Source organism: Streptomyces sp. NPDC047081 (genome assembly GCF_040643775.1).
Classification (GTDB): domain Bacteria; phylum Actinomycetota; class Actinomycetes; order Streptomycetales; family Streptomycetaceae; genus Streptomyces.
Genome location: NZ_JBEYUY010000003.1, coordinates 20,152 through 43,417 on the forward strand (window position 1 = coordinate 20,152; position 23,266 = coordinate 43,417).

Sequence of the window (23,266 nt, forward strand, 5' to 3'; positions counted from 1 at the left end):
TTACGGTTCTCGGCATGGCTGCCCGTACCAAGACCACCAAGGACCGGCCCTCCTACCGCTGCACGGAGTGCGGCTGGCAGACGGCCAAGTGGCTCGGCCGCTGCCCCGAGTGCCAGGCCTGGGGGACGATCGAGGAGTACGGCGCGCCCGCGGTCCGTACGACGACACCGGGCCGCGTCACCACCTCGGCCGTGCCCATCGGCCAGGTGGACGGCCGCCAGGCCACCGCCCGCTCCACCGGGGTCGCCGAGCTGGACCGCGTGCTCGGCGGCGGCCTGGTCCCCGGCGCGGTCGTGCTGCTCGCGGGCGAGCCCGGCGTGGGCAAGTCGACCCTCCTGCTCGACGTGGCCGCGAAGTCGGCGAGCGACGAGCACCCCACGCTCTACGTCACCGGCGAGGAGTCGGCGAGCCAGGTCCGCCTCCGCGCCGACCGCATCAAGGCCCTCGACGACCACCTCTACCTCGCGGCCGAGACCGATCTGGCCGCGGTGCTCGGCCACTTGGACGCCGTGAAGCCGTCGCTCCTCATCCTCGACTCCGTGCAGACCGTCGCGTCCCCGGAGATCGACGGCGCCCCCGGCGGCATGGCCCAGGTCCGCGAGGTCGCCGGCGCGCTCATCCGCGCCTCCAAGGAGCGCGGCATGTCCACCCTCCTGGTGGGCCATGTCACCAAGGACGGCGCGATCGCGGGCCCCCGCCTCCTGGAACACCTCGTGGACGTGGTCCTGCACTTCGAGGGCGACCGGCACGCCCGCCTGCGCCTGGTCCGGGGCGTCAAGAACCGCTACGGCGCCACGGACGAGGTCGGCTGCTTCGAACTGCACGACGAGGGCATCACGGGCCTCGCGGACCCGAGCGGACTTTTCCTGACACGACGTGACGAACCGGTCCCCGGCACCTGCCTGACGGTCACCCTGGAGGGCCGCCGCCCCCTCGTCGCCGAAGTCCAGGCGCTCACGGTCGACTCACAGATCCCGTCCCCCCGCCGCACCACCTCCGGCCTGGAGACCTCGCGCGTCTCGATGATGCTCGCGGTCCTGGAGCAGCGCGGCCGGATCAGCGCCCTCGGCAAGCGGGACATCTACTCCGCGACCGTGGGCGGAGTGAAGCTCTCCGAGCCGGCCGCGGACCTCGCGATCGCCCTCGCCCTGGCCTCCGCGGCGAGCGACACCCCCCTGCCGAAGAACCTGGTCGCGATCGGCGAAGTAGGCCTCGCGGGCGAGGTCAGACGGGTCACGGGCGTCCAGCGCAGGCTCTCCGAAGCGCACCGTCTGGGCTTCACGCACGCGCTCGTTCCGGGCGATCCCGGCAAGATCCCTCCCGGCATGAAGGTCCTGGAAGTCGCCGACATAGGGGACGCCCTGAGAGTCCTTCCACGCTCCCGTCGCCGAGAGGCCCCACGGGACGAGGAGGACCGCCGGTAGACTTTGCCCTGGTCTCGCCCGTCCGTGCGAAGAAATCACGCGACACGGGGGCGCCCCAGAACCTGCGACCGGAGGAGTGCAGTGGCAGCCAACGACCGGGCGGCAGCTCCCGGAAAGTCCGGCGGGAGTTCCGGTGCCGATGGCCTGATGCGCGCCTCACTGAGCGCCGTGGCTCCCGGCACGGCGATGCGTGACGGCCTGGAGCGAGTGCTCCGCGGCAACACCGGCGGACTCGTGGTCCTCGGTTTCGACAAGACGGTCGAGTCCATGTCCACGGGCGGTTTCGTGCTGGACGTGGAGTTCACGGCGACCCGTCTGCGCGAGCTGTGCAAGCTCGACGGCGGCATCGTGGTCTCCTCCGACCTCTCGAAGATCCTCCGCGCGGGCGTCCAGTTCGTCCCGGACGCGACGATCCCGACGGAGGAGACGGGCACCCGGCACCGCACGGCCGACCGCATCTCCAAACAGGTCGGCTTCCCGGTGGTCTCCGTCTCCCAGTCGATGCGCCTGATCGCGCTCTACGTGGACGGCCAGCGCCGCGTCCTGGAGGACTCGGCCGCGATCCTCTCCCGGGCCAACCAGGCCCTGGCCACCCTGGAGCGCTACAAGCTCCGCCTGGACGAGGTGGCGGGCACCCTCTCGGCGCTCGAGATCGAGGACCTGGTGACGGTGCGGGACGTGTCGGCCGTGGCCCAGCGCCTGGAGATGGTCCGCCGGATCGCGACGGAGATCGCCGAGTACGTCGTGGAACTGGGCACGGACGGCCGCCTCCTGGCCCTCCAGCTGGACGAGCTGATCGCGGGCGTGGAACCCGAGCGCGAACTGGTGGTCCGCGACTACGTCCCCGAGCCCACGGCCAAGCGCTCCCGCACGGTCGACGAGGCGCTCTACGAACTCGACGCGCTCACCCACGCGGAACTCCTCGAACTCCCCACGGTGGCCCGGGCGTTGGGCTACACGGGCTCCCCGGAGGCCCTGGACTCGGCGGTCTCCCCCCGCGGCTTCCGCCTCCTGGCCAAGGTCCCCCGCCTCCCCGGCGCCATCATCGACCGCCTGGTGGAACACTTCGGCGGCCTCCAGAAGCTCCTCGCGGCAAGCGTCGACGACCTCCAGACGGTCGACGGCGTGGGCGAGGCCCGAGCCCGAAGCGTCCGCGAGGGCCTCTCCCGCCTGGCAGAGAGCTCAATCCTGGAACGCTACGTATAGCCGCCCCCGTACCCCCTCCACTTGCGGACGCCGCCGTTCAGCCCCACTCGCCCCAAAACCGCGCATACGCTCGAACGCGACACGGCAAGGCGACACACGAGGGGGCACCTTGACCAGCATGTCCAGACGCGCGCTGCTCGGATACTCCGGATCGACGGCGGCGGCCGCAGCGCTAGGCACCGCCACCTCCGCGCAGGCGGCGGACGACGAGACCTCGACGCCCGACTTCCCTCCGGACACCGAGTTCAGCGGCACCTCCACCCTCCCGGACCCCGTCTACAGCGAGGGCGCCGGAAACGTGAGCATCCACTTCCGCGTGACCTGCGACACAAGCGTCGCCGACAGCAAGGTCGACCCGATCGACGTGGCGAACGCCCTCAACGCTTTCCTGGCCGCCCGCGGCTGGCCCGCGATCACGTTCTACGGCACCCCGGCCCCGGCCGCCCTCAACTGACCGAAGCGGCCTCAGTCGTCGTCCAGTACGAACGAGGTCTGGCCCTTGGCGAACCCGGAGGCCGTCAGCTCCACCAGATAGGTGCCCGCCGCGGCCGACCCGGCCGGCGGCGTGGCGCACTCCGGGGCACTCGGCTTGCGGTCCCACTTCACGGTGTAGGTGATGCTGCTCCCGGCAGGCGCCCGGAACAGCAGACTCCCGGCAGTCTTCGGGCAGTCGGCGGACGACCAATACACATCGTCGCTGCTGTTCGACAGCGAGATCGTCAACACCGCGCTCTTGGGCCCGAGATCGACCTTGCAGTCACTCGCGGACGAGTTGGTCGCGGTCACCAACAGCGTGGGCGTGTCCTCGGGCCCGTAGGTGTTGTGGAGGCTCCGCACGCTCAACTTCACAGCGCCAGCGGTGCAATTGGGCAACGCGGTCCCCGCGGGAATCGTGTCGTTCTGCCCGACCCCACTCCCCGAGCCACCCCCCACGGCCCCACCCGAACCGGCGCCCTCCGACCCACCGGACCCGGACGCACCCGAAGACCCCGAACCGCCCCCGGAATCCGACCCGCTGGAGTCACCGCCGGACGCCCCGCCCGTGCCGCCGCCGCTCGACTCGTCGCGCCCGCCCGGCGCTTGACTGATCGCGGGCCCCGAACTCGACGGCCCCGCAGTGATGGTGGGCGCGGGAGTCTTGCCGTTGGCCCCGTCGTCCTTCTTGCCGCCACCGCCGCCCGACGCCACGATCCAGACGATCAGCAGCGCCAACACGCCCAGGACAGACAGCAGTACGACCCTCCGGCGCCAGTAGATGGAGGAGGGAAGCGGCCCGACAGGATTGCGCAGAGATCCCACGGCGCAAACTGTACGAGAGATCGGCGCGTTCGCTTGCCCCACCCGCCGCCCGTACGTCAACTTTTCCGGATCATCATCCCGGACACGCCCCCTCCCGCAGCAGCGCAACAGCGGAAGCCGGCCGGAGCCACCGCCCGCGGCCGCCCACGCACGGGAGCGGGTCGGGGCGGTACGGCGCAACCCGCCGCGTACGAGGCCACACGGGCCCGCCCGCCTCTCGACGAACGGCGACACCGAAGGCGGCGGATTCGCCGTACCGCCCCGACCCCGACCCACGACGCACCGCACCCGCAACCGCGGCCCAACCACCCCCGCCCATGGCAGGATCGGAATGCCATGACTGCGCTCACGAACACCCCCGAAGCCGCCGCCCCCACCCAGGCCCCGGTCCCGGCCCCAGCCCCAGCCCCGACCCCGGCCCTCCACTCCCCCGTCATCGACTGGTTCGAGGACAACGCCCGCGACCTGCCATGGCGCCACCCGGACGCGGGCCCCTGGGGCGTGATGGTCAGCGAGTTCATGCTCCAGCAGACGCCGGTCGCCCGCGTCCTGCCGGTCTACGAGCAGTGGCTCTCCCGCTGGCCCCGCCCCGCCGACCTGGCCAAGGAGCCCCCCGGCGAGGCCGTCCGGGCCTGGGGCCGCCTCGGCTACCCCCGCCGCGCCCTGCGCCTGCACGGCGCGGCCCTGGCCATAACGGAACGGCACGGCGGCGACGTCCCCACCGACCACGCCCAGCTCCTCGCCCTCCCCGGCATCGGCGAGTACACCGCGGCGGCGGTCGCCTCCTTCGCCTACGGCCAGCGCCACCCCGTCCTGGACACCAACGTCCGCCGGGTCCTCGCCCGGGCCGTCACCGGCGTCCAGTACCCCCCGAACGCCACCACGGCCGCCGAACGCAGGCTGGCCCGCGCCCTGTTGCCCGAGGACGACCGCACGGCCTCCCGCTGGGCCGCGGCCTCCATGGAGCTCGGCGCGCTCATCTGCACCGCGAAGAACGAGTCCTGCCACCGCTGCCCGATCGCGTCGAGCTGCGCCTGGCGCGCCGCGGGCAAGCCCGGGCACGACGGCCCGCCGCGCAAGGGCCAGACGTACGCCGGCACCGACCGCCAGGTCCGCGGCAAGCTGCTCGCCGTACTCCGTGAAGCCCACGCGCCGGTCCCGCAGCCCGTCCTGGACCGTGTGTGGCACGAGCCGGTGCAGCGCGCGCGGGCCCTTGACGGCCTTGTGTCGGACGGCCTCGTGGAGCCCCTGCCGGGTGGTCTGTATCGCCTCCCGCTGACATAAACGGCCGCCCCGTCACCCACCACCACCTCGCCAAATCGCCCCATACCACCGCGATCCGGTACGCCTCTTTACCCCGCGCCTACGTCCGTTACACAACCGACGGACAGCCGAGTGCCAGCCGAGCGCTGCTTCGGACAGCGCCGTCACAAAGCCTCCGTAGCTTCATTCCCACGGAAGACACCGACGGCGAAAGGGCCGGCCGGGAACGGGGAACGGGAGGCGGTTCGACATGGCGCAGGGCGAGGTGCTCGAGTTCGAGGAGTACGTCCGCACCCGGCAGGACGCGCTGCTGCGCAGTGCCCGCCGACTGGTCCCGGACCCGGTGGACGCGCAGGACCTCCTCCAGACGGCGCTGGTACGGACGTACGGCCGCTGGGAGGGCATCGCGGACAAGCGGCTCGCGGACGCCTACCTGCGCCGGGTCATGATCAACACGCGGACCGAGTGGTGGCGGGCCCGCAAGCTCGAAGAGGTCCCCACCGAGCAGCTGCCGGACGCGAGCGTCGACGACTCGACCGAGCAGCACGCGGACCGGGCGCTTCTTATGGACATCATGAAAGTTCTCGCACCGAAGCAGCGCAGTGTGGTCGTACTGCGACACTGGGAGCAGATGTCCACGGAGGAGACGGCCGCCGCCCTCGGTATGTCGGCCGGAACGGTCAAGAGCACGCTGCACCGGGCGCTCGCCCGGCTCCGCGAGGAGCTGGAGAGCCGCGATCTGGACGCACGCGCGCTGGAGCGTGAGGAGCGGGAGCGGTGCGCGGTCTGACGGACTCGGGCCGAGGGACCCTGCAGGCGGCGTTCACGGCGGTGGCCGTGCTCGCCGCCCTCGCCCTGTTCGTCTCCGCCTGCGCGACCGGCGGCACCGGCGCCCGTGACGAGGGCCCGGCGCACGCCGAATCGGTGGCCGGTGCCGCGGTCACCCCCACCATCACGCCCAGCCCCTCGAAGACGACCCGCGTGGACGCGGTCAAGCTCGTCAAGGACGACCCCGCGGTCTCGGCGGAGGTCAAGAGCGAGCTGAAGCCGTGCGTCGCCGACGAGTACCCCGTCGACGTGTCGTACGGCGACCTGACCGGCGGATCCGACGACGACGTCGTCGTGAACGTGCTGACCTGCGGAGACGCGGTCGGCGTCGGCTCGTACGTGTATCGCGAGGAGGGCGGCCGGTACGAGAACGTGTTCCAGGCCGAGGCACCTCCGGTGTACGCGGAGATAGACCGCGGCGACCTGGTGGTGACCAAGCAGGTGTACGAGAAGGGCGACCCGGTGTCGAGTCCGTCCGGCGAGAACGTGATCACGTACCGCTGGGTCACGGACCACTTCACCGAGGAGTACCGCACGCACAACGACTACAGCAACGCCGTGGGAGGCGACGCGTCGTCGCCCTCGTAGGGTCACCCTCGTAAGAGTGAAGCGATCGGCACGCACCCCCACGAGACACGCACCCCCACGAGAACTGAGAGCACCGGGATGGCAGACCAGACCCATGTCCTGTTCGTCGAGGACGACGACGTCATCCGCGAGGCCACCCAGCTCGCCCTGGAGCGGGACGGCTTCGCGGTCACCGCGATGCCCGACGGTCTGTCGGGCCTGGACGCGTTCCGCGCGAACCGCCCCGACATCGCGCTGCTCGACGTCATGGTGCCGGGTCTCGACGGGGTGAGCCTGTGCCGCCGGATCCGTGACGAGTCGACCGTGCCGGTGATCATGCTGTCGGCGCGGGCCGACTCGATCGACGTGGTGCTGGGCCTGGAGGCCGGCGCGGACGACTACGTGACCAAGCCGTTCGACGGCGCGGTGCTGGTGGCACGGATCCGTGCGGTGCTACGGCGCTTCGGTCACGCGAGCGGCGGGGACAAGGGCGAGGACCACGCCCCCGAGGTCTCCGGCGGGGTGCTGACCTTCGGCGAGCTGGAGATCGACACCGAGGGCATGGAGGTGCGCCGGGCCGGGCAGCCGGTGGCGCTCACGCCGACCGAGATGCGGCTGCTCCTGGAGTTCTCCTCGGCGCCGGGCACGGTGCTGTCGCGGGACAAGCTGCTGGAGCGCGTGTGGGACTACGGCTGGGGCGGGGACACGCGCGTGGTGGACGTCCATGTGCAGCGACTGCGTACGAAGATCGGCCAGGACCGGATCGAGACGGTCCGCGGCTTCGGCTACAAGTTGAAGGCCTGAGCGGGGACAGCAGGGACATGCGGGGGATCTTCCGGAACCCGGTGACAGGCGACACGGGCGGTATCCGTACGGGGCTGCGCTGGAAGCTCAGCGCGGCCATCGCGCTGGTGGGCGCGCTGGTGGCGATCGCGTTGAGCCTGGTCGTGCACAACGCGGCGCGGGTCTCGATGCTGGACAACGCGCGCGAGCTCGCGGACGAGCGGATGCGGATCGCCCAGCGCAACTACGAGCTGTCCGGGCGGGCGAACTTCCCGGACATCGAGAAGGACGCGCCCGATCTGCCGCAGGCGCTGCGGGAGAAGGTCGCCGAGGGGCGGCGGGCGACGTACATCACCGACCGGCCGAACGGCGCGCCGGACATCTGGGCCGCCGTACCGGTCAAGGACGGGCATGTCCTGTCCCTGCACACCAACTGGACCGACCGCAGCACGGACATCCTCAACGACCTCGACCAGGCACTGGTGATCGGCTCCATCGCGGTCGTGCTGGGCGGCAGCGCGCTGGGGGTGCTGATCGGCGGCCAGCTGTCGCGCCGGCTGCGGAAGGCGGCGGCCGCGGCGAACCAGGTGGCGAAGGGGGAGCCGGACGTACGGGTGCGGGACGCGATCGGCGGGGTCGTGCGGGACGAGACGGACGACCTGGCGAGCGCGGTGGACGCGATGGCGGACGCGCTGCAGCAGCGGCTGGAGGCGGAGCGCAGGGTCACGGCGGACATCGCGCACGAACTCCGCACGCCTGTCACGGGATTGCTCACGGCGGCGGAACTGCTGCCCCCCGGGCGGCCCACCGAGCTGGTCCTGGACCGCGCGAAGGCCATGCGCACGCTGGTCGAGGACGTGCTGGAGGTCGCCCGCCTCGACGGCGCCTCGGAGCGGGCCGAGCTGCAGGACATCCTGCTGGGCGAGTTCGTCAGCAGGCGGGTGGCGGCGAAGGACCCGACGATCGAGGTCCGCGTGGTGCACGAGTCGATGGTCACAACCGACCCGCGCCGCCTCGAACGCGTCCTCTTCAACCTCCTCGCCAACGCGGCGAAGCACGGCAGGCCGCCGATCCAGGTCACGGTCGAGGGCCGCGTGATCCGCGTCCGCGACCACGGCCCCGGCTTCCCGTCCGACCTCCTCGCGGAGGGCCCGAGCCGCTTCCGCACGGGCAGCACGGACCGCGCCGGCCACGGCCACGGCCTGGGCCTCACGATCGCGGCAGGCCAGGCCCGAGTCCTGGGCGCCCGCCTGACCTTCCGCAACGTCCGCCCGGCAGGCGCCCCGGACCACGTCCCGGCGGAGGGCGCGGTAGCAGTGCTTTGGCTACCGGAACACGCACCGACCAATACGGGGAGCTATCCGGCGTTGCCGTAGGGGCGTGCGGGGTGGTGTGGGGCGTGCGGGCCGGCGTCCGGCGTCGGAACCCCCGCCCTCAAGCCCGAGCCACCACCAGCTCCTCCCCCCTCGACGGCCGCAATCCATCCGTCCGCCCCGAGAAGTACCGCTCCTCCAGCTCCCCCGCCGACACATGACGCGCCTCGCGGAAACCCGCTTCCCGAGCCAGGGCCAGCAGCTGTTCCGGGCGGTGGAAGCTGAGGAACGGTGTGCCCGCTGCCCGTGCGCCGTTCATCGCGGCCCTGAGCTGGGCCCGTTGCTCCGGCTCGACGTCCTCGATCGGGCGCATGAAGGTCGTGACCAGCGTCGATCCCGGGGCGAGCGTGGCGACCAGCCGGAACGTGGCCCTGATCGCCTCCTCCGTGAGGTACATCGTGACGCCCGTCGAGGACACGACCGCCGGCCGCCCGGGATCCAGCCCTGCCGCGAGCAACTGCCCCCACCAGTCACCCTCGAAGTCGACCGGCACCAGCCGCAGCCACTCCGGAACACCGAGTCCGAGTTCCTCCAGCCGCCGTCTCTTCCACTCCTGCGGCCCCGGCCGATCGACCTCGAAGACCCGCAGCCCCCGCGCCGCGACATCCCCCCGCCGCTGGGCGAACGTGTCCAGCCCGGCGCCGAGAACGACGTACTGATCCACCCCTTCCCCCACCCGCTCCGCCACCAGATCCTCGACGAACCGGGCCCGCGCGACGATCGACGCCCGAGTGCGCCGCGTGGCCTCGACGTCCATGTCGGGCCGCTCCCGCCACCCCTCCCCCGGCTCCGCGATCCGCAGCCCGACCTCGTCCTCGGCCACATGCGGCGGCGCGTCGGCGAGCAGGTGCAGGGCCCGCCACAGCGCGACTCGCACGGCAGTGTGCTCCGCCGCGACCACCTCTCCGCTCACGTACTCCCCCGTCACCCGCCTCCCCGTCACCCGAAGTCCTTCGAGAAGTCCAGCTCCTCGCTCCGCTCGGTCAGCGAGTACCAGTTGCCGTTGTCGTCGCGGAAGATCGCCTCGATGCCGTACGGCCGCTCCTGCGGCGCCTGCAGGAACTCGACCCCGCGTGCCCTGAACGTCTCGTAGTCACCCCGGCAGTCGTCCGTACGGAACGCCCCCGCCCCCAGCACCCCTTTGCTCACCAGCTTCTTCAGCGCCTCCGCGGACTCGGGGTCCAGTCCCGGCCCGTCCAGGCTCATCAGCGCCAGCTCCACCCCGGCCTGCTCCTTGGCCCCGACGGTGATCCACTTCATGTCGCCCATCGACACCTCGTCCCGCACCTCGAAGTCCAGCTTCTCGGTGAAGAAGGCCTTGGTGCGCTGCTGGTCGAAGGTCCATACGGTGGTGATGCCCAGCCCCAGGATCATGGCTCCGCTCTCCCTGGCTCGTCGGTGATGTCCTGTCCGTCACCGTAGGCAGCGCGCGCCCCGGGGCGCTTCTTCAAACTTGCGGTGGGGAAACCGCCGGCCCAGAGCATCGCGTAACACCCGGGTATGAGTGCGGCCCCGCGGCCGACGTGCTTGGTCCGGTACTCGCTCGGCGTGAGCCCGGTCCGCGCCTTGAAGCGGGACGAGAAGGTCCCGAGGCTGCTGAAGCCGACCAGGTTGCAGATCTCGGTGACGCTCAGATCGGCGCTGCGGAGCATCTCCTCGGCGCGCTCGATGCGGCGGTGCGTCAGATACTGCCCGGGCGTCTCGCCGTACGCCTCCTTGAAGGCCCGCAGGAAGTGATACCGCGAGTACCCGGCATGCGCGGCGACGACGTCCAGGTCCAGCTCAGGATCGGCCCAGTCCCGGTCCATGGCGTCCTTGGCAAGCCGCAACTGCCGCAACTTGTTCATAGGGCCGATGGTGACAGACCAGCCTGTCCGGCGTTTGAGGACGAGGCCCTTCGGGCCGAAGGGGGGTCCGGGGGCGCAGCCCCCGGCAACGGCCCGCAGCCGAACACGACGAAGACCCCCGGGGCGGACACCTTCCGGGGGTCTTCGGCTCATCGTCGGATCAGACGGCTTCCACAACCGGCGCCTGCACGGCCGCGCCCTCCGCCGATCCGTCCTCCGGCTTCGGCCCCGCCCCCCGCAGCGCGACCTCCTTCACGAACACCGCCGCCACCAGCGAGACGACCGCCACCACCGCGCCCAGCAGGAAGGCGGAGTGCGTGCCCGCGGACACCGCGTGCTGGTAGGCCTCGCGCGCCGCCGCCGGCAGCTTCGCCAGGCTCGCCGCGTCCAGCTGCGCCGACTTCTCGGTGATCTTCGAGCCCAGGGAACCGGCCCGCTCGGCCATGACGTGCTGCACCCGGTTGTTGAACAGCGCGCCCATGATCGCGACACCGAAGGACGAGCCGAGGGTACGGAACAGGGTGGCCGACGAGGAGGCGACGCCCATGTCCTTCATCTCGACGCTGTTCTGCGCGACCAGCATGGTGATCTGCATCAGGCAGCCCATGCCCAGACCGACGACCGCCATGAACACACCGGACGTGAAGCGCGAGGTCCCGGTGTCCATGGTCGACAGCAGGTACAGGCCGACGATCATCAGGACGCTGCCGAGGACCGGGAACACCTTGTACTTGCCGGTGTTCGTGGTCACCCGCCCGGCCACCATCGAGGTCACCAGCATCGCGCCGAGCATCGGCAGGAGCAGCAGCCCGGAGTTGGTCGCGGACGCGCCCTGCACGGACTGCTGGTACAGCGGCAGGAAGAGGGTCGCGCCGAACATCACGAACCCGGTGATGAAGCCGATGATCGACATCAGGGTGAAGTTGCGGCTGCGGAAGATGTGCAGCGGTACGACCGGCTCCGCGGCCTTGGTCTGCCAGAACACGAACCCGATCAGCGCGGCCACGCCGATGCCGATGAGCTCCATGATCCGCGCGGACGTCCAGGCGTACTCCGAACCGCCCCACGTGGTGACCAGCACGATCGAGGTGATGCCGACGGTCAGCAGGACGACGCCGAGGTAGTCGATGCCGGCCTTGGCCCGCTTCTTCGGCAGGTGGAGTACGGCGCTGATCAGACCGAGCGCGACGACGCCGAGCGGCAGGTTGATGTAGAAGGCCCAGCGCCAGCCCCAGTTGTCGGTGATGGTGCCGCCGACCAGCGGTCCGCCGATCATCGCGATCGCCATGACGCCGGCCATCATGCCCTGGTACTTGCCCCGCTCACGCGGCGGGACGAGGTCGCCGATGATCGCCATGACGCCGACCATCAGACCGCCCGCGCCGAGGCCCTGGACGGCCCGGAAGCCGATCAGCTCGCCCATGTTCTGTGCCATGCCGCTGAGCGCGGAGCCGATCAGGAAGATCACGATCGAGGTCATGAACGTGGTCTTGCGCCCGAACATGTCGCCGAGCTTGCCCCAGACGGGGGTCGCGGCGGCGGTGGCGAGCGTGTACGCCGTGACCACCCAGGAGAGGTGCTCGAGGCCGCCGAGCTCACCGACGATCGTTGGCATCGCCGTACCCACGATCATGTTGTCGAGCATCGCGAGCATCATGGTGATCATGAGCGCGAGCAGCACGACCCGTACGCTCTTCGGCTGCTTTCCGGACTGTCCGTCCGGTAGTCCGTCCGGTTTGGTCTCGACCGTCTGTGTGTCCGCCATCGTTTCCACTCCCCAAGGAACTGACTGGTACTTCCCCCCGGCCGACCACTTACTTGCCGCCCGGCTAGTTGACTACACTGAGGAAGGTAGCCCCGTAACTAGCCGGGCGTCAAGTAAGTTTTCTAGTCGGGCGGCAAGTAAGTTCACAGGGGCGTGAGGAGCGCGAGAATGGGCGGCACGATGGACGGCACCAAGCGGCAGCGCCGCGGAAACACTCGCCAGCGCATCCAGGACGTGGCGCTCGAACTCTTCGCCGAGCAGGGGTACGAGAAGACCTCGCTGCGAGAGATCGCCGAGAGCCTGGACGTCACCAAGGCGGCGCTCTACTACCACTTCAAGACGAAGGAAGAGATCCTCGTCAGCATCTTCGAGGACCTCTCCCAGCCGATCGAGGAACTGATCGAGTGGGGCAAGGCTCAGCCCCACTCCCTGGAGACCAAGCAGGAGATCATCCGCCGCTACAACGAGGCGCTCTCCGAGGCGCTCCCGCTCTTCCGCTTCATGCAGGAGAACCAGGCGGCGGTGAAGGAACTGCGCATCGGCGAGCTGTTCCGCAAGCGCATGATGGGCATGCGCGACATCCTCATCGACCCGAAGGCGACCCTGGTCGACCAGGTCCGCTGCGTCAGCGCGGTCTTCGCGATGCATGCCGGGATGTTCGCGCTGAACGACCTGCCGGGCACGGACGAGGAGAAGCGGGCGGCGGTCCTGGAGGTCGCGATGTCCCTCGTGGCACAGGCGCACGAGGGCATGACCGCGTCGTAACCCTTCGCTCCGCTTCTGCTCAGAGGCTGAGGCCCTTGCCGCGCAGGAAGGCGACGGGGTCGATCGCCGAACCGTAGTTCGCGGTCGTACGGATCTCGAAGTGCAGGTGCGGGCCACTGGAGTTGCCGGTGTTGCCGGACAGCGCGATGTGCTGGCCGGTGGTCACGACCTGTCCGACCCTGACGTCGATGCGGGACAGGTGCGCGTACTGCGAGTAGGTCCCGTTGCCGTGCTTGATGACGATCGCGTTGCCGTACGCGGAGCCGTCACCGGCGCCGTTGCCGCCGGCCTTGACGACGGTTCCGCCGTGCGCGGCCACGACCTCGGTGCCGCTCGCGACGGCGAAGTCCTGCCCGCTGTGGGTGGACTGCCACATGCTGCCGGCCTGCGCGAAGCTCGCGGAGAGCGTGTACTTCGCCACCGGGTGGACCCAGGAGGCCGCCTTCTTGGCAGCGGCCTTCTTGGCGGCCGCCTTCTTCGCGCTCGCGGCCTTCGCCTTCGCGGCGGCGGCGCTCTTGGCGGCCTGCGCGGCCTTGGCCTGCGCCGCGGCCTGCGCCTGGACGGCGCTCGCGGTGCTGGAGGCGGCGGTGGCATCGGCGGCGGCCGCGACCCCGGCGCCCAGCACGACCGACGCGCCGAGCCCGACGGCCAGGACGGCCGCGCGGGTGCGGAGCAGCGACGTACGGGAAGAACGGGACGTGACTCGCGAAGACATCGGAACCTCATGGGGACGGGGACAGAAAAACCACCCGGCGCACGGGCGGCCGCCGGATGGGCCATCCCTTGGTAACCCCGACCTCCACAAACCCCCAAAACACCCATCTACGATGAAATCTAGTACTTGACGACAAAACTTCCGCCCGGAATGCCCGTTACTTCGAGCCCAAACAGCCCACTATCCGGCCTAGTAGGACCCGAACCCCCTGTGCGGCATGTCACCGGGGACCGCGAGCAACCACCCGCCCCATGTGACGCACATCTCTGGCCACTTACCCGCCAGTAACCCTACGGTTCCCCTCACGCCACCCTCGCCCCTGAACATGCACCAGACAACGGCATACGGATGTGAGAGGACCCCCCATGAGAAGCCGACGCCCGCTGGTGAGCCGCCTGGCCGTCACCGCCGTCACCGCCTCAGCCTTCCTGGCCCTGGCGGCCCCCGCCGAAGCGGCGACGACCACCACCGCCTCCGCCTCCGCCTCCGCCTCCGGGGACGTCGACTACGCGACCTGGCAGAAGGACTGCCAGTCGGTGATGGACCAGGCCCTCCCCTACCTGAAGCAGCGCATCGCCTCCGCCAAGCCGGGCGCCAAGCAGGCGATCGTCTTCGACATCGACAACACCACGCTGGAGACCGACTTCGGCTTCAGCTACCCCCAGCCGGCCAACAAGCCGGTCCTGAACGTCGCTCGCTACGCCCAGGAGCACGGCGTCTCCCTCTTCTTCGTCACGGCCCGCCCCGGCATCATCTACCTGCCGACCGAGTACAACCTCGAATACGACGGCTACAAGGTCTCCGGCCTCTACGTCCGCGGCCTCTTCGACCTCTTCAAGGACGTCGCCGCGTACAAGACCGCCCAGCGCGTCGACATCGAGAACAAGGGTTACGACATCATCGCGAACATCGGCAACAGCACGACGGACCTGTCGGGCGGCCACGCCGACAAGACGTTCAAACTGCCGGACTACGACGGCCAGTTGTCGTAGCCGACGGTTAGGCTCCATCCGTTGGCGCGAGTCACGGGGGTGGCGGATGGAGCCTGCGGTACTGGGCGGCAAGCTGGCGTCGAGCGTCGTCGGCCCGCTGGTGAAGAAGCTGTTCGTGACGGACGGACCGGGCGCGGGCCTGGTCGACAAGCCGGTGCGGCTGAAGGATCTGGTGTCGTTCCGGGGCGAGAAGCGCACGCTCGACGGCAAGGACGTACAGAAGCTCGCGGACCATCTGGTCCGGCAGGCCTTCGACTCGCCCGGCGAGGCACCGTTCCGGGCCCGAGAGCAGACCGCCGTGGCCGATGCCCTGGCCCGCAGGCTGCTGGCCCTCGGCGAGCTGGACATGGACGACGTCCAAGCCGTGCGGCTGGGCAGCGCGGAGCTGGCGCGGCAGCTGGGACGGCGCGCTCCGTCCACCGACGGCCTCTCTGCGGACGCCTGCCTCTTCCTCGACTCCGCCACGGAGTGGGCCTGCCTCCAGATCCTGGAGTTCTTCACCCGCCGCTCCACCTTCGTGGCCCGCACCCTCGTCGAACAGACCCGGGCGCAGGCCGAACTCATCGCCAAGGTCGACGAGTTGATCGCCCGCACGCCACGCCCGGGCGGCCGGGACACCACCTTCGAACGCGGCTACCTGGAGTACGTCGCCCGAAAGCACGGCAAGCTCACGATCTACGGCATCGACCTCACCAACTCCCACAACCGCTGGCCCCTGGACGCGGCCTACCTCAGCCTGGACGTGATCGGCCGCGGCGAGGACCCGGCCTTCGGCCCACCGCCCGCCGCACCGGTCTCGACGCCCGCGGACCAGGTCCTGGCCGGCCACGACCGCGTACTCCTGCGCGGTACGGCAGGCTCGGGCAAGACCACACTCATCCAGTGGCTGGCGGTCTCAGCAGCGACGGACCCCACCGACCGCATGGCCTACCTCACCGGCCGCATCCCGTTCGTCCTCCCCCTCCGCACCCTCACCCGCCACGGCGAACGCCTCCCGGCCCCGGCGCACTTCCTCACGGCCGTGGGCTGCCCGCTCGCCGGCACCCAGCCGGACGGCTGGGAGAACCGCGTCCTGGCGAGCGGCCGCGCCCTCATCCTGGTCGACGGCCTGGACGAGGTCCCCGAACCGGAACGCGAACGGGCCCGCACCTGGCTGCGCGACCTGATCGAGGCCTACCCCGGCAACCGCTGGCTGGTCACGTCCCGCCCCTCGGCGGTCCGCGAGGACTGGCTCGCGGCGGACGGCTTCACGGAGCTGGGCCTGTCAGCGATGAGCCCGGGGGACGTGGGGTCGTTCATCAGGCGTTGGCACGGGGCGGCCGCCACGGGCACCCCCGAGGAGGACGAACAGCTGAAGGTGTACGAGGCCCAACTCCTCGACGCCGTCCGCACCAAGCCCGACCTGGGCCGACTCGCCACCAACCCCCTGATGTGCGGCCTGATCTGCGCCCTGCACCGCGACCGGCGGGGCTATCTCCCGTACGGCCGCAAGGAGTTGTACGACTCCGCGCTCTCGATGCTGCTGGTCCGCAGGGACCGGGAACGGGACATGACCGTGCCGGAACTCAGCGAGGAACCTCAGCTGCAGCTGTTGCAGCGCCTGGCGTACTGGCTGATCCGCAACGGCCGTACGGAGATGGACCGAAGCCGGGCGGAGAGCATCATCGGGGAGGTGCTGCCGGCGGTGCCGGCGGCGGGGGTGCTCGGCGACGCGGGGGCGGTCCTACGGCATTTCCTGATCCGCACAGGGCTTCTGCTGTCACCCGCCCCAGAGACGATCCACTTCGTGCACCGCACGTTCCAGGACTACCTGGGTGCGCGGGCCGCGGTGGAGGCCGGGGACTTCGGGCTGCTCGCGGAGCACGCCACGGACGACCAGTGGGCGGACGTGATCCGCATGGCGGTGGCCCAGGCCCGGCCCCGGGAACGGGCGGAGCTGTTGGGCCTGTTGACCACGTCCCCGGACAAACGCGCCCATCTGCTGGCCATGGCCTGTCTGGAACACGCGACGGAACTGGATCCGGCGGTGCGGGGCCGGGTCGAGGAACTGGCGGCCGCCCTGCTGCCGCCCCGGACGGCGGAGGAGGCCAAGGAGCTGGCGGAGATCGGGCCGCTGGTCCTGGAACTACTGCCCGGTCCAGAAGGTCTGTCCGACGACGAGGCCGAGGCGGTTACGGCGACGGCGGCACTGGTGGGGACGGATGCGGCGGTGCCGATGCTGGCGCGGTTCCGGGAGCATGCGGCGGAGCGGGTCCGGCTCAATCTGCTGCGTGCCTGGGAGCGTTTCGACGCCGAGTCGTACGCCGACGAGGTGCTCGCCCATGTAGAGACCAGTGAGTTCTTCGTCAACCTCACCTCGGCCGAGCACCTGCGCGCCCTGCCACGACTCGGTCATCGGGACCGTGTCGGCATCGCCGGCAATCACGCCCTCGTTGACCTGCTCAGAATGGTGCCCGAGAACGTGAAGCAGCTGGCACTCTACGACAACGACCTGGTGACTGATCTGAGTCCGCTGGTCGCCTTCAGCTCCCTCAACTACCTGGTCCTGTCTCGCGGTACCACCGAGCGCGATCTCGCTCCCCTGGCTGAGACGGGCGTGCGCGACCTGATGCTGCTCAACTTGGTCGGCGTACCCGGACTGAACCGTCTCGACGCGCTGGAGTCGCTGGCTGTCGTGACGCCATTGCCTGGCGGCGGGCTGACCGCCCTGCCCCGGGACGCGCCGCTGACCTCGATCACCCTCGGCGGAAATGCCGTCACAGGTGCGGGACTGCGCGGTCTGAGCCGCTGGCCGACGCTGGAACACCTCAACCTCTGGGACGACATCGACGCGCAACTTGGCTCTCGCGACTGGTCTGAGGTCGCCGAGCTTCCCGACCTCGCCCGCCTGACCATCGGTGTGGGACTCATCCCGCGTCTCCTGGATGCCCCGCAACTGCCCACGGTCGAGGTCCTGTACGTCTCGAACATCAGGGAAGAGACGGACCTGATGCCGCTGTCCCGCTGCTGCCCACACGTCAGGGCGGTCACTCTGTCCGCCGAGCCGCAGTACACGCCCACCGAAGCAGCCCGCTACGCCCACCTTTTCCCCGGCGCCGAGATCACCGTCGTACCTTCTCGCCCTTACTTCTTCTGACCAAACAAAAGGGGCCGGCACCCAAAGGCACCGGCCCCTCTCTTCGACGTATCCCCGAAGGGCTACGCCTCCTTGCTCAGATTCGGCCCAGCCCCACCAGCCGCCTGCTCGATCGGCGGAACATCCGGCAGTGCCGACTTCTCCTCGCCCCGGAAGGTGAAGGTCTGGGTCTCGCCCTCGCCCTCCGTGTCGACGACCACGATGTGACCAGGACGCAGCTCGCCGAAGAGGATCTTCTCCGACAGCGTGTCCTCGATCTCGCGCTGGATCGTGCGACGCAGCGGCCGCGCGCCCAGGACGGGGTCGTAACCCTTCTTCGACAGCAGTTCCTTCGCGGACTGGGAGAGCTCGATGCCCATGTCCCGGTCCTTGAGGCGCTCGTCCACCTTGCTGATCATCAGGTCGACGATCGCGAGGATGTCCTCCTGCGTCAGCTGCGGGAAGACGACGACGTCGTCGACGCGGTTGAGGAACTCGGGGCGGAAGTGCTGCTTGAGCTCGTCCGAGACCTTGTTCTTCATGCGCTCGTAGTTCGACTTCGTGTCGCCCGAGGCCGCGAAGCCCAGGTTGAAGCCCTTCGAGATGTCCCGCGTGCCGAGGTTGGTCGTCATGATGATGACCGTGTTCTTGAAGTCCACGACCCGGCCCTGGGAGTCGGTCAGACGACCGTCCTCCAGGATCTGGAGCAGGCTGTTGAAGATGTCCGGGTGCGCCTTCTCGACCTCGTCGAAGAGGACCACCGAGAACGGCTTGCGCCGCACCTTCTCCGTCAGCTGGCCGCCCTCTTCGTAGCCCACGTAACCGGGGGGCGAACCGAAGAGACGCGAGACCGTGTGCTTCTCGCTGAACTCCGACATGTCGAGGGAGATCAGCGCGTCCTCGTCACCGAAGAGGAACTCGGCGAGGGCCTTGGACAGCTCGGTCTTACCGACGCCGGACGGGCCCGCGAAGATGAACGAACCACCGGGGCGCTTCGGGTCCTTGAGGCCCGCGCGCGTACGACGGATCGCCTTCGAGAGCGCCTTGACGGCGTCCTTCTGGCCGATGACCCGCTTGTGGAGCTCGTCCTCCATGCGCAGGAGCCGGGAGGACTCCTCTTCCGTCAGCTTGAAGACCGGGATGCCGGTGGCGGTCGCGAGGACCTCGGCGATCAGCTCGCCGTCGACCTCGGCGACGACGTCCATGTCGCCGGCCTTCCACTCCTTCTCGCGCTTGGCCTTCGCCGCCAGCAGCTGCTTCTCCTTGTCGCGGAGAGAGGCCGCCTTCTCGAAGTCCTGGGAGTCGATGGCCGACTCCTTGTCGCGGCGCACGCCCGCGATCTTCTCGTCGAACTCGCGGAGGTCCGGCGGAGCCGTCATCCGGCGGATGCGCATCCGGGAACCGGCCTCGTCGATCAGGTCGATCGCCTTGTCCGGCAGGAAGCGGTCCGAGATGTAGCGGTCGGCCAGGGTCGCGGCCTGGACGAGGGCCTCGTCCGTGATCGAGACGCGGTGGTGGGCCTCGTACCGGTCACGGAGACCCTTGAGGATCTCGATGGTGTGCGGCAGGGACGGCTCGGCGACCTGGATGGGCTGGAAGCGGCGCTCGAGGGCCGCGTCCTTCTCCAGGTGCTTGCGGTACTCGTCCAGCGTGGTGGCGCCGATGGTCTGCAGCTCACCGCGGGCCAGCATCGGCTTCAGGATGGAAGCCGCGTCGATGGCGCCCTCGGCGGCACCCGCACCGACCAGCGTGTGGAGCTCGTCGATGAACAGGATGATGTCGCCGCGGGTGCGGATCTCCTTGAGGACCTTCTTCAGGCGCTCCTCGAAGTCACCGCGGTAGCGGGAGCCGGCGACCAGCGCGCCCAGGTCGAGGGTGTAGAGGTGCTTGTCCTTGAGGGTCTCGGGCACCTCGCCCTTGACGATGGCCTGGGCGAGGCCCTCGACGACGGCGGTCTTGCCGACGCCGGGCTCACCGATCAGGACCGGGTTGTTCTTGGTACGGCGGGACAGCACCTGCATGACCCGCTCGATCTCCTTCTCGCGCCCGATGACCGGGTCGAGCTTGGACTCACGAGCGGCCTGGGTGAGGTTCCGGCCGAACTGGTCGAGGACCAGGGACGTCGAGGGGGTGCCCTCGGCAGGCCCGCCGGCGGTGGCGGTCTCCTTGCCCTGGTAGCCGGAGAGCAGCTGGATGACCTGCTGCCGCACCCGGTTGAGATCAGCGCCCAGCTTGACCAGGACCTGGGCGGCGACGCCCTCGCCCTCACGGATCAGGCCGAGCAGGATGTGCTCCGTGCCGATGTAGTTGTGGCCGAGCTGAAGGGCCTCGCGGAGCGACAGCTCCAGGACCTTCTTGGCACGGGGGGTGAAGGGGATGTGCCCGGACGGGGCCTGCTGCCCCTGCCCGATGATCTCCTCCACCTGCTGGCGGACCGCCTCGAGCGAAATCCCGAGGCTCTCAAGGGCCTTGGCGGCGACACCCTCACCCTCGTGGATCAGGCCCAGGAGGATGTGCTCGGTGCCGATGTAGTTGTGGTTGAGCATCCGGGCTTCTTCCTGAGCCAGGACGACAACCCGCCGCGCGCGGTCGGTGAACCTCTCGAACATCGTTAATCGCTCCTCAGAGCGGTCAGGCAGTGGGGGGAACTTCCCCTCCCTGTCCTTCCGCAGCTTAGTCCCGCAAGCGGGGACCGCTCATTCCAACTGCCGACACCGTCCTTGGCCTCCTGACCCCGAACGCCGACATCTGCTCCAACCCGATGGTGCGAGACGATGTTCCCGCAGGCCAGGCAGTTACCCCCACCATCAGTACGCCGATGGCGAACGTGAGACGCCCTTGCCTGCGTGTCGCCCCCTCCCACTAGGGATGTCTTACCCGCAGGCACTGACACTCCATGCCGCGCGCACCGGTTCCCTCCGCTATGGGCGAACAACGTTGCGCCTCCCCGCACCCCCGCACGCCCCCTCGTTCGGCACTCTGCGCATTCGCCGGAACACCCAGCGTAACTCGCGGGTGCTTCGGACGGTTGCACTTGGCATGGTTGGCAGCCACCCTCCGGTCACCTCCTCCGCTCTCCCCGCCGACGGTCCTCACGGCGCCGGCCGCACGACGGTCCCGCTCCCCCGCCGGCCGCTGGATCCGGCCGCCGGGCCCGGCGATCAGGTCCGCCGGTGGTACGAGAACGAACTGGGCTGGGCCACGGTGCCCGCGACACGCGAGAACCCCGGAGAGAACACGGGATTTCCGGTACGACTGCGGGTGGGCGAGCGTTTCGACGTACTGGACGTGCCGGCCGAGGCGGGCCGTGCGGGTCTGCGCCATCTCGTGGCGGGCTCTCCGGTGGCGCTGCAGGGCGGGCGGATGCGGCTGCTGGTGGCCGCGGGCAGCGCGGAGGAGCTGCCGGGGCTGCTGGAGTGGCTGGAGTGGCGGGTGCCGGCGCTCGATCTGACGGCGCTCGGCGAGGGCGCGCTCATGGACGCGCCGCTGCCCCCGGGGCGCCCGGACGCCGCACAGGGGGCCGCCGTATGGCTGCGGCCCCCCGAGCCGGGGTGCGAGGTCGAGGCCTCGCTGCCGACGATGTCGGCCGTGGGGGGCGTCGTCGGCGCCCCCGATCTCGTACGACTCGTGTACACGGTGGCAACGCAGTGCCACCGGTTGCGGCTGCGGCGCGGATGCGCGCAGCCGCCGGCCTTTCCACCGGCCAGCGATCAGGCGTTGGCCTTCTCGTAGGCCTCGCGAATGGACGCGGGGACACGGCCGCGGTCGTTGACCTCGAAACCGTTCTCCTTGGCCCACGCGCGAATCTGCGCGGTGTCCTGGCTGCCACCGGAAGCGGCACGCGCCTTTCCGCGACCGCCCGAGGCGCGGCCTCCGGTGCGACGACCGCCCTTCACGTAAGGGTCGAGAAGGCCACGGAGCTTGTCCGCATTGGCGGTCGTGAGATCGATCTCGTACGTCTTGCCGTCCAACGCGAACGTAACGGTCTCGTCCGCCTCGCCGCCGTCGAGGTCGTCGACAAGAAGGACCTGAACCTTCTGTGCCACCGGATTTCCTTTCATCCATAACTTGCGGGCCTGGGGTCTGCGGCGTCCGCCGTTTCGCCGTCCCCTGTTATATGCAGTACTGCAGTACGTCGGAAAGCAAACCGCTTTTGCGGGAAAAACACAAACCCCCGGGAGAGACCGACAGCCCGGCTCCGGCCCGGAAACATGCGCGTTTCGGACATAGGGAGCCTGGGCATGGGGCGCGGAATACGCAGCGATGATCGGCGATCACAGATGCAGAAGCATCCGGCTGTTGCCCAAGGTGTTCGGTTTCACCCGTTCGAGACCGAGGAACTCCGCCACGCCCTCGTCATAGGAACGCAGTAGCTCCGCGTAGACATCGGTGTCGACAGGGGTCTCACCGATCTCGACGAAGCCGTGCTTGCCGAAGAAGTCCACTTCGAAGGTCAGACAGAAAACGCGGCGAACTCCCAGCCAGCGCGCGGTGTGCAGCAACTTCTCCAGAACCTGGTGCCCGACTCCGGCGCCCTTGAGACCGGGCTTCACCGCGAGAGTGCGGACTTCCGCGAGGTCTTCCCACATCACGTGCAGGGCGCCGCACCCGACGACCTCGGCGTTGTCGTCGCGTTCGGCGACCCAGAACTCCTGGATGTCCTCGTAAAGCGTCACCGTCGCTTTGTCGAGCAGGATGCGCTCACGGACGTACGTGTCAAGGAGTCGGCGCACCGCCGGGACATCGCTGGTACGGGCCCGCCGGACGGTGATGGCTTTAGCGCTGACTTCGGGGCCTTCGGGGCTCTGCACTGACATGAGCGGACGCTATCGCCCGCCGCCGTCCGGTGCGGAGCCGGGGTTCTCCTCGCCATCCGCGGGCCCGGATGTTTCCGCCGCCTCTTCCGGCCCTTGGACGATCCGTACGGCGTCACGCAGGGCCTGTCGCTGTTCCTCGCTCATCATCCCGAAGAACGCGACGAGAGCGGCCGCCGGGTTGTCACTCTGGGACCAGGCGTCGTTCATCAGGGCGGCGGCGTAGGCGGCCCTGGTGGAGACCGCCTCATATCGATAGGCCCGGCCTTCCGCCTCACGGCGCACCCAGCCCTTCTGATGGAGATTGTCCAAAACGGTCATCACCGTGGTGTACGCGATGGACCGTTCCTGCTGAAGGTCTTCCAGGACTTCTCGAACGGTCACCGGGCGGTTCCACTTCCACACCCGCGTCATGACCGCGTCTTCGAGTTCTCCCAATGGGCGAGGCACAGCTCAGCACAATAGTGGGAGAACTCGGCATTGGCGTGCCGGACGTGCACTTTCACCGGC

The 23,266-nt window shown here is 69.7% G+C and carries 22 protein-coding genes; 12 read left to right on the forward strand and 10 right to left on the reverse strand.

Annotated features, from left to right (window positions below; genetic code table 11):
- Positions 1-14 precede the first annotated feature (14 nt).
- The 3 genes from radA to ABZ848_RS05810 all read left to right on the forward strand — a co-directional run bounded on the left by radA (position 15) and on the right by ABZ848_RS05810 (position 3,084).
- Positions 15-1,424 carry a DNA repair protein RadA gene (gene radA, locus ABZ848_RS05800; RefSeq protein ID WP_360825891.1) on the forward strand — a complete coding sequence of 470 codons (1,410 nt, stop codon included), beginning with the start codon at positions 15-17 and terminating at the stop codon, positions 1,422-1,424.
- A gap of 81 nt (positions 1,425-1,505) precedes the next feature.
- Positions 1,506-2,630, forward strand: a complete 1,125-nt coding sequence (gene disA, locus ABZ848_RS05805) for a DNA integrity scanning diadenylate cyclase DisA (RefSeq protein ID WP_360825894.1) — start codon at positions 1,506-1,508, stop codon at positions 2,628-2,630.
- Positions 2,631-2,748: 118 nt separating this feature from the next.
- Complete coding sequence (locus tag ABZ848_RS05810; RefSeq protein WP_360825897.1) at positions 2,749-3,084, forward strand: hypothetical protein; 336 nt, start codon at positions 2,749-2,751, stop codon at positions 3,082-3,084.
- An 11-nt stretch (positions 3,085-3,095) separates the two neighbouring features.
- Here the strand turns inward: ABZ848_RS05810 and ABZ848_RS05815 are convergent, their stop codons facing one another.
- Positions 3,096-3,929: a hypothetical protein gene (locus ABZ848_RS05815; protein WP_360825899.1), complete on the reverse strand. Its 834-nt coding sequence runs from the start codon at positions 3,927-3,929 to the stop codon at positions 3,096-3,098.
- Between the two features lie 336 nt (positions 3,930-4,265).
- Between ABZ848_RS05815 and ABZ848_RS05820 the strand changes: the two genes are divergently transcribed.
- From ABZ848_RS05820 to cseC, 5 genes are all read left to right on the forward strand, one after another.
- On the forward strand, positions 4,266-5,213 hold the full coding sequence (locus ABZ848_RS05820) for an A/G-specific adenine glycosylase (protein WP_360825902.1): 948 nt from the start codon (positions 4,266-4,268) through the stop codon (positions 5,211-5,213).
- A gap of 229 nt (positions 5,214-5,442) precedes the next feature.
- A complete protein-coding gene (locus ABZ848_RS05825; RefSeq protein ID WP_360825904.1) occupies positions 5,443-5,982 on the forward strand; it encodes a SigE family RNA polymerase sigma factor in 540 nt (179 codons plus the stop codon).
- Positions 5,970-6,608 (forward strand): hypothetical protein, encoded by a 639-nt coding sequence (locus ABZ848_RS05830; protein ID WP_360825907.1) that lies wholly within the window; start codon positions 5,970-5,972, stop codon positions 6,606-6,608. Before ABZ848_RS05825 ends, ABZ848_RS05830 begins: the two co-directional genes overlap by 13 nt.
- Positions 6,609-6,686: 78 nt before the next feature.
- The gene (gene cseB, locus ABZ848_RS05835) at positions 6,687-7,391 is read left to right on the forward strand and encodes a two-component system response regulator CseB (protein ID WP_360825910.1); all 705 of its coding nucleotides are present in this window, start codon (positions 6,687-6,689) and stop codon (positions 7,389-7,391) included.
- A 17-nt stretch (positions 7,392-7,408) separates the two neighbouring features.
- Positions 7,409-8,746, forward strand: coding sequence for a two-component system sensor histidine kinase CseC (gene cseC / locus ABZ848_RS05840; protein ID WP_360825913.1), 1,338 nt, complete (start codon positions 7,409-7,411; stop codon positions 8,744-8,746).
- A gap of 58 nt (positions 8,747-8,804) precedes the next feature.
- Here cseC and ABZ848_RS05845 read toward each other — a convergent pair whose 3' ends face one another.
- The 4 genes from ABZ848_RS05845 to ABZ848_RS05860 form a co-directional block, all read right to left on the reverse strand.
- Positions 8,805-9,656, reverse strand: coding sequence for a class I SAM-dependent methyltransferase (locus ABZ848_RS05845; RefSeq protein WP_360825915.1), 852 nt, complete (start codon positions 9,654-9,656; stop codon positions 8,805-8,807).
- 26 nt (positions 9,657-9,682) lie between these two features.
- The gene (locus ABZ848_RS05850) at positions 9,683-10,117 is read right to left on the reverse strand and encodes a VOC family protein (RefSeq protein ID WP_360825918.1); all 435 of its coding nucleotides are present in this window, start codon (positions 10,115-10,117) and stop codon (positions 9,683-9,685) included.
- Positions 10,114-10,590 (reverse strand): helix-turn-helix transcriptional regulator, encoded by a 477-nt coding sequence (locus tag ABZ848_RS05855; RefSeq protein WP_360825921.1) that lies wholly within the window; start codon positions 10,588-10,590, stop codon positions 10,114-10,116. Before ABZ848_RS05855 ends, ABZ848_RS05850 begins: the two co-directional genes overlap by 4 nt.
- Positions 10,591-10,750: 160 nt before the next feature.
- On the reverse strand, positions 10,751-12,355 hold the full coding sequence (locus tag ABZ848_RS05860) for an MDR family MFS transporter (RefSeq protein WP_360825924.1): 1,605 nt from the start codon (positions 12,353-12,355) through the stop codon (positions 10,751-10,753).
- A gap of 168 nt (positions 12,356-12,523) precedes the next feature.
- On the opposite strand from ABZ848_RS05860, the gene ABZ848_RS05865 reads away from it, so the two are divergent.
- Positions 12,524-13,120, forward strand: coding sequence for a TetR/AcrR family transcriptional regulator (locus ABZ848_RS05865; protein ID WP_360825928.1), 597 nt, complete (start codon positions 12,524-12,526; stop codon positions 13,118-13,120).
- Positions 13,121-13,139: 19 nt separating this feature from the next.
- On the opposite strand, the gene ABZ848_RS05870 is transcribed toward ABZ848_RS05865, so the two are convergent.
- Positions 13,140-13,835, reverse strand: a complete 696-nt coding sequence (locus ABZ848_RS05870; RefSeq protein ID WP_360825931.1) for a M23 family metallopeptidase — start codon at positions 13,833-13,835, stop codon at positions 13,140-13,142.
- Between the two features lie 365 nt (positions 13,836-14,200).
- Between ABZ848_RS05870 and ABZ848_RS05875 the strand changes: the two genes are divergently transcribed.
- Both ABZ848_RS05875 and ABZ848_RS05880 read left to right on the forward strand, forming a co-directional pair.
- The gene (locus ABZ848_RS05875) at positions 14,201-14,827 is read left to right on the forward strand and encodes an HAD family acid phosphatase (protein ID WP_360825933.1); all 627 of its coding nucleotides are present in this window, start codon (positions 14,201-14,203) and stop codon (positions 14,825-14,827) included.
- Between the two features lie 46 nt (positions 14,828-14,873).
- Positions 14,874-17,963, forward strand: coding sequence for an NACHT domain-containing protein (locus tag ABZ848_RS05880; protein ID WP_360825936.1), 3,090 nt, complete (start codon positions 14,874-14,876; stop codon positions 17,961-17,963).
- A gap of 62 nt (positions 17,964-18,025) precedes the next feature.
- Here the strand turns inward: ABZ848_RS05880 and ABZ848_RS05885 are convergent, their stop codons facing one another.
- Positions 18,026-20,551, reverse strand: coding sequence for an ATP-dependent Clp protease ATP-binding subunit (locus ABZ848_RS05885; protein ID WP_360825939.1), 2,526 nt, complete (start codon positions 20,549-20,551; stop codon positions 18,026-18,028).
- Positions 20,552-20,981: 430 nt separating this feature from the next.
- Between ABZ848_RS05885 and ABZ848_RS05890 the strand changes: the two genes are divergently transcribed.
- Positions 20,982-21,674, forward strand: coding sequence for an SCO3374 family protein (locus ABZ848_RS05890; RefSeq protein ID WP_360825941.1), 693 nt, complete (start codon positions 20,982-20,984; stop codon positions 21,672-21,674).
- On the opposite strand, the gene ABZ848_RS05895 is transcribed toward ABZ848_RS05890, so the two are convergent.
- The 3 genes from ABZ848_RS05895 to ABZ848_RS05905 form a co-directional block, all read right to left on the reverse strand.
- Positions 21,653-21,988: an Lsr2 family protein gene (locus tag ABZ848_RS05895; RefSeq protein ID WP_360825944.1), complete on the reverse strand. Its 336-nt coding sequence runs from the start codon at positions 21,986-21,988 to the stop codon at positions 21,653-21,655. The genes ABZ848_RS05890 and ABZ848_RS05895 overlap by 22 nt on opposite strands.
- A gap of 228 nt (positions 21,989-22,216) precedes the next feature.
- Positions 22,217-22,759, reverse strand: a complete 543-nt coding sequence (locus tag ABZ848_RS05900) for an amino-acid N-acetyltransferase (protein WP_360825947.1) — start codon at positions 22,757-22,759, stop codon at positions 22,217-22,219.
- Between the two features lie 9 nt (positions 22,760-22,768).
- The gene (locus ABZ848_RS05905) at positions 22,769-23,194 is read right to left on the reverse strand and encodes a BlaI/MecI/CopY family transcriptional regulator (RefSeq protein WP_278197421.1); all 426 of its coding nucleotides are present in this window, start codon (positions 23,192-23,194) and stop codon (positions 22,769-22,771) included.
- Positions 23,195-23,266 lie beyond the last annotated feature (72 nt).

Coding starts and splice junctions, on each gene's coding strand:
- radA (WP_360825891.1), top strand. CDS start 15: ATGGCTGCCCGTACCAAGACCACCAAGGACCGGCCCTCCTACCGCTGC.
- ABZ848_RS05810 (WP_360825897.1), top strand. CDS start 2,749: ATGTCCAGACGCGCGCTGCTCGGATACTCCGGATCGACGGCGGCGGCC.
- ABZ848_RS05820 (WP_360825902.1), top strand. CDS start 4,266: ATGACTGCGCTCACGAACACCCCCGAAGCCGCCGCCCCCACCCAGGCC.
- ABZ848_RS05825 (WP_360825904.1), top strand. CDS start 5,443: ATGGCGCAGGGCGAGGTGCTCGAGTTCGAGGAGTACGTCCGCACCCGG.
- cseB (WP_360825910.1), top strand. CDS start 6,687: ATGGCAGACCAGACCCATGTCCTGTTCGTCGAGGACGACGACGTCATC.
- cseC (WP_360825913.1), top strand. CDS start 7,409: ATGCGGGGGATCTTCCGGAACCCGGTGACAGGCGACACGGGCGGTATC.
- ABZ848_RS05850 (WP_360825918.1), bottom strand. CDS start 10,117: ATGATCCTGGGGCTGGGCATCACCACCGTATGGACCTTCGACCAGCAG.
- ABZ848_RS05855 (WP_360825921.1), bottom strand. CDS start 10,590: ATGAACAAGTTGCGGCAGTTGCGGCTTGCCAAGGACGCCATGGACCGG.
- ABZ848_RS05860 (WP_360825924.1), bottom strand. CDS start 12,355: ATGGCGGACACACAGACGGTCGAGACCAAACCGGACGGACTACCGGAC.
- ABZ848_RS05865 (WP_360825928.1), top strand. CDS start 12,524: ATGGGCGGCACGATGGACGGCACCAAGCGGCAGCGCCGCGGAAACACT.
- ABZ848_RS05870 (WP_360825931.1), bottom strand. CDS start 13,835: ATGTCTTCGCGAGTCACGTCCCGTTCTTCCCGTACGTCGCTGCTCCGC.
- ABZ848_RS05875 (WP_360825933.1), top strand. CDS start 14,201: ATGAGAAGCCGACGCCCGCTGGTGAGCCGCCTGGCCGTCACCGCCGTC.
- ABZ848_RS05880 (WP_360825936.1), top strand. CDS start 14,874: ATGGAGCCTGCGGTACTGGGCGGCAAGCTGGCGTCGAGCGTCGTCGGC.
- ABZ848_RS05885 (WP_360825939.1), bottom strand. CDS start 20,551: ATGTTCGAGAGGTTCACCGACCGCGCGCGGCGGGTTGTCGTCCTGGCT.
- ABZ848_RS05890 (WP_360825941.1), top strand. CDS start 20,982: ATGGTTGGCAGCCACCCTCCGGTCACCTCCTCCGCTCTCCCCGCCGAC.
- ABZ848_RS05900 (WP_360825947.1), bottom strand. CDS start 22,759: ATGTCAGTGCAGAGCCCCGAAGGCCCCGAAGTCAGCGCTAAAGCCATC.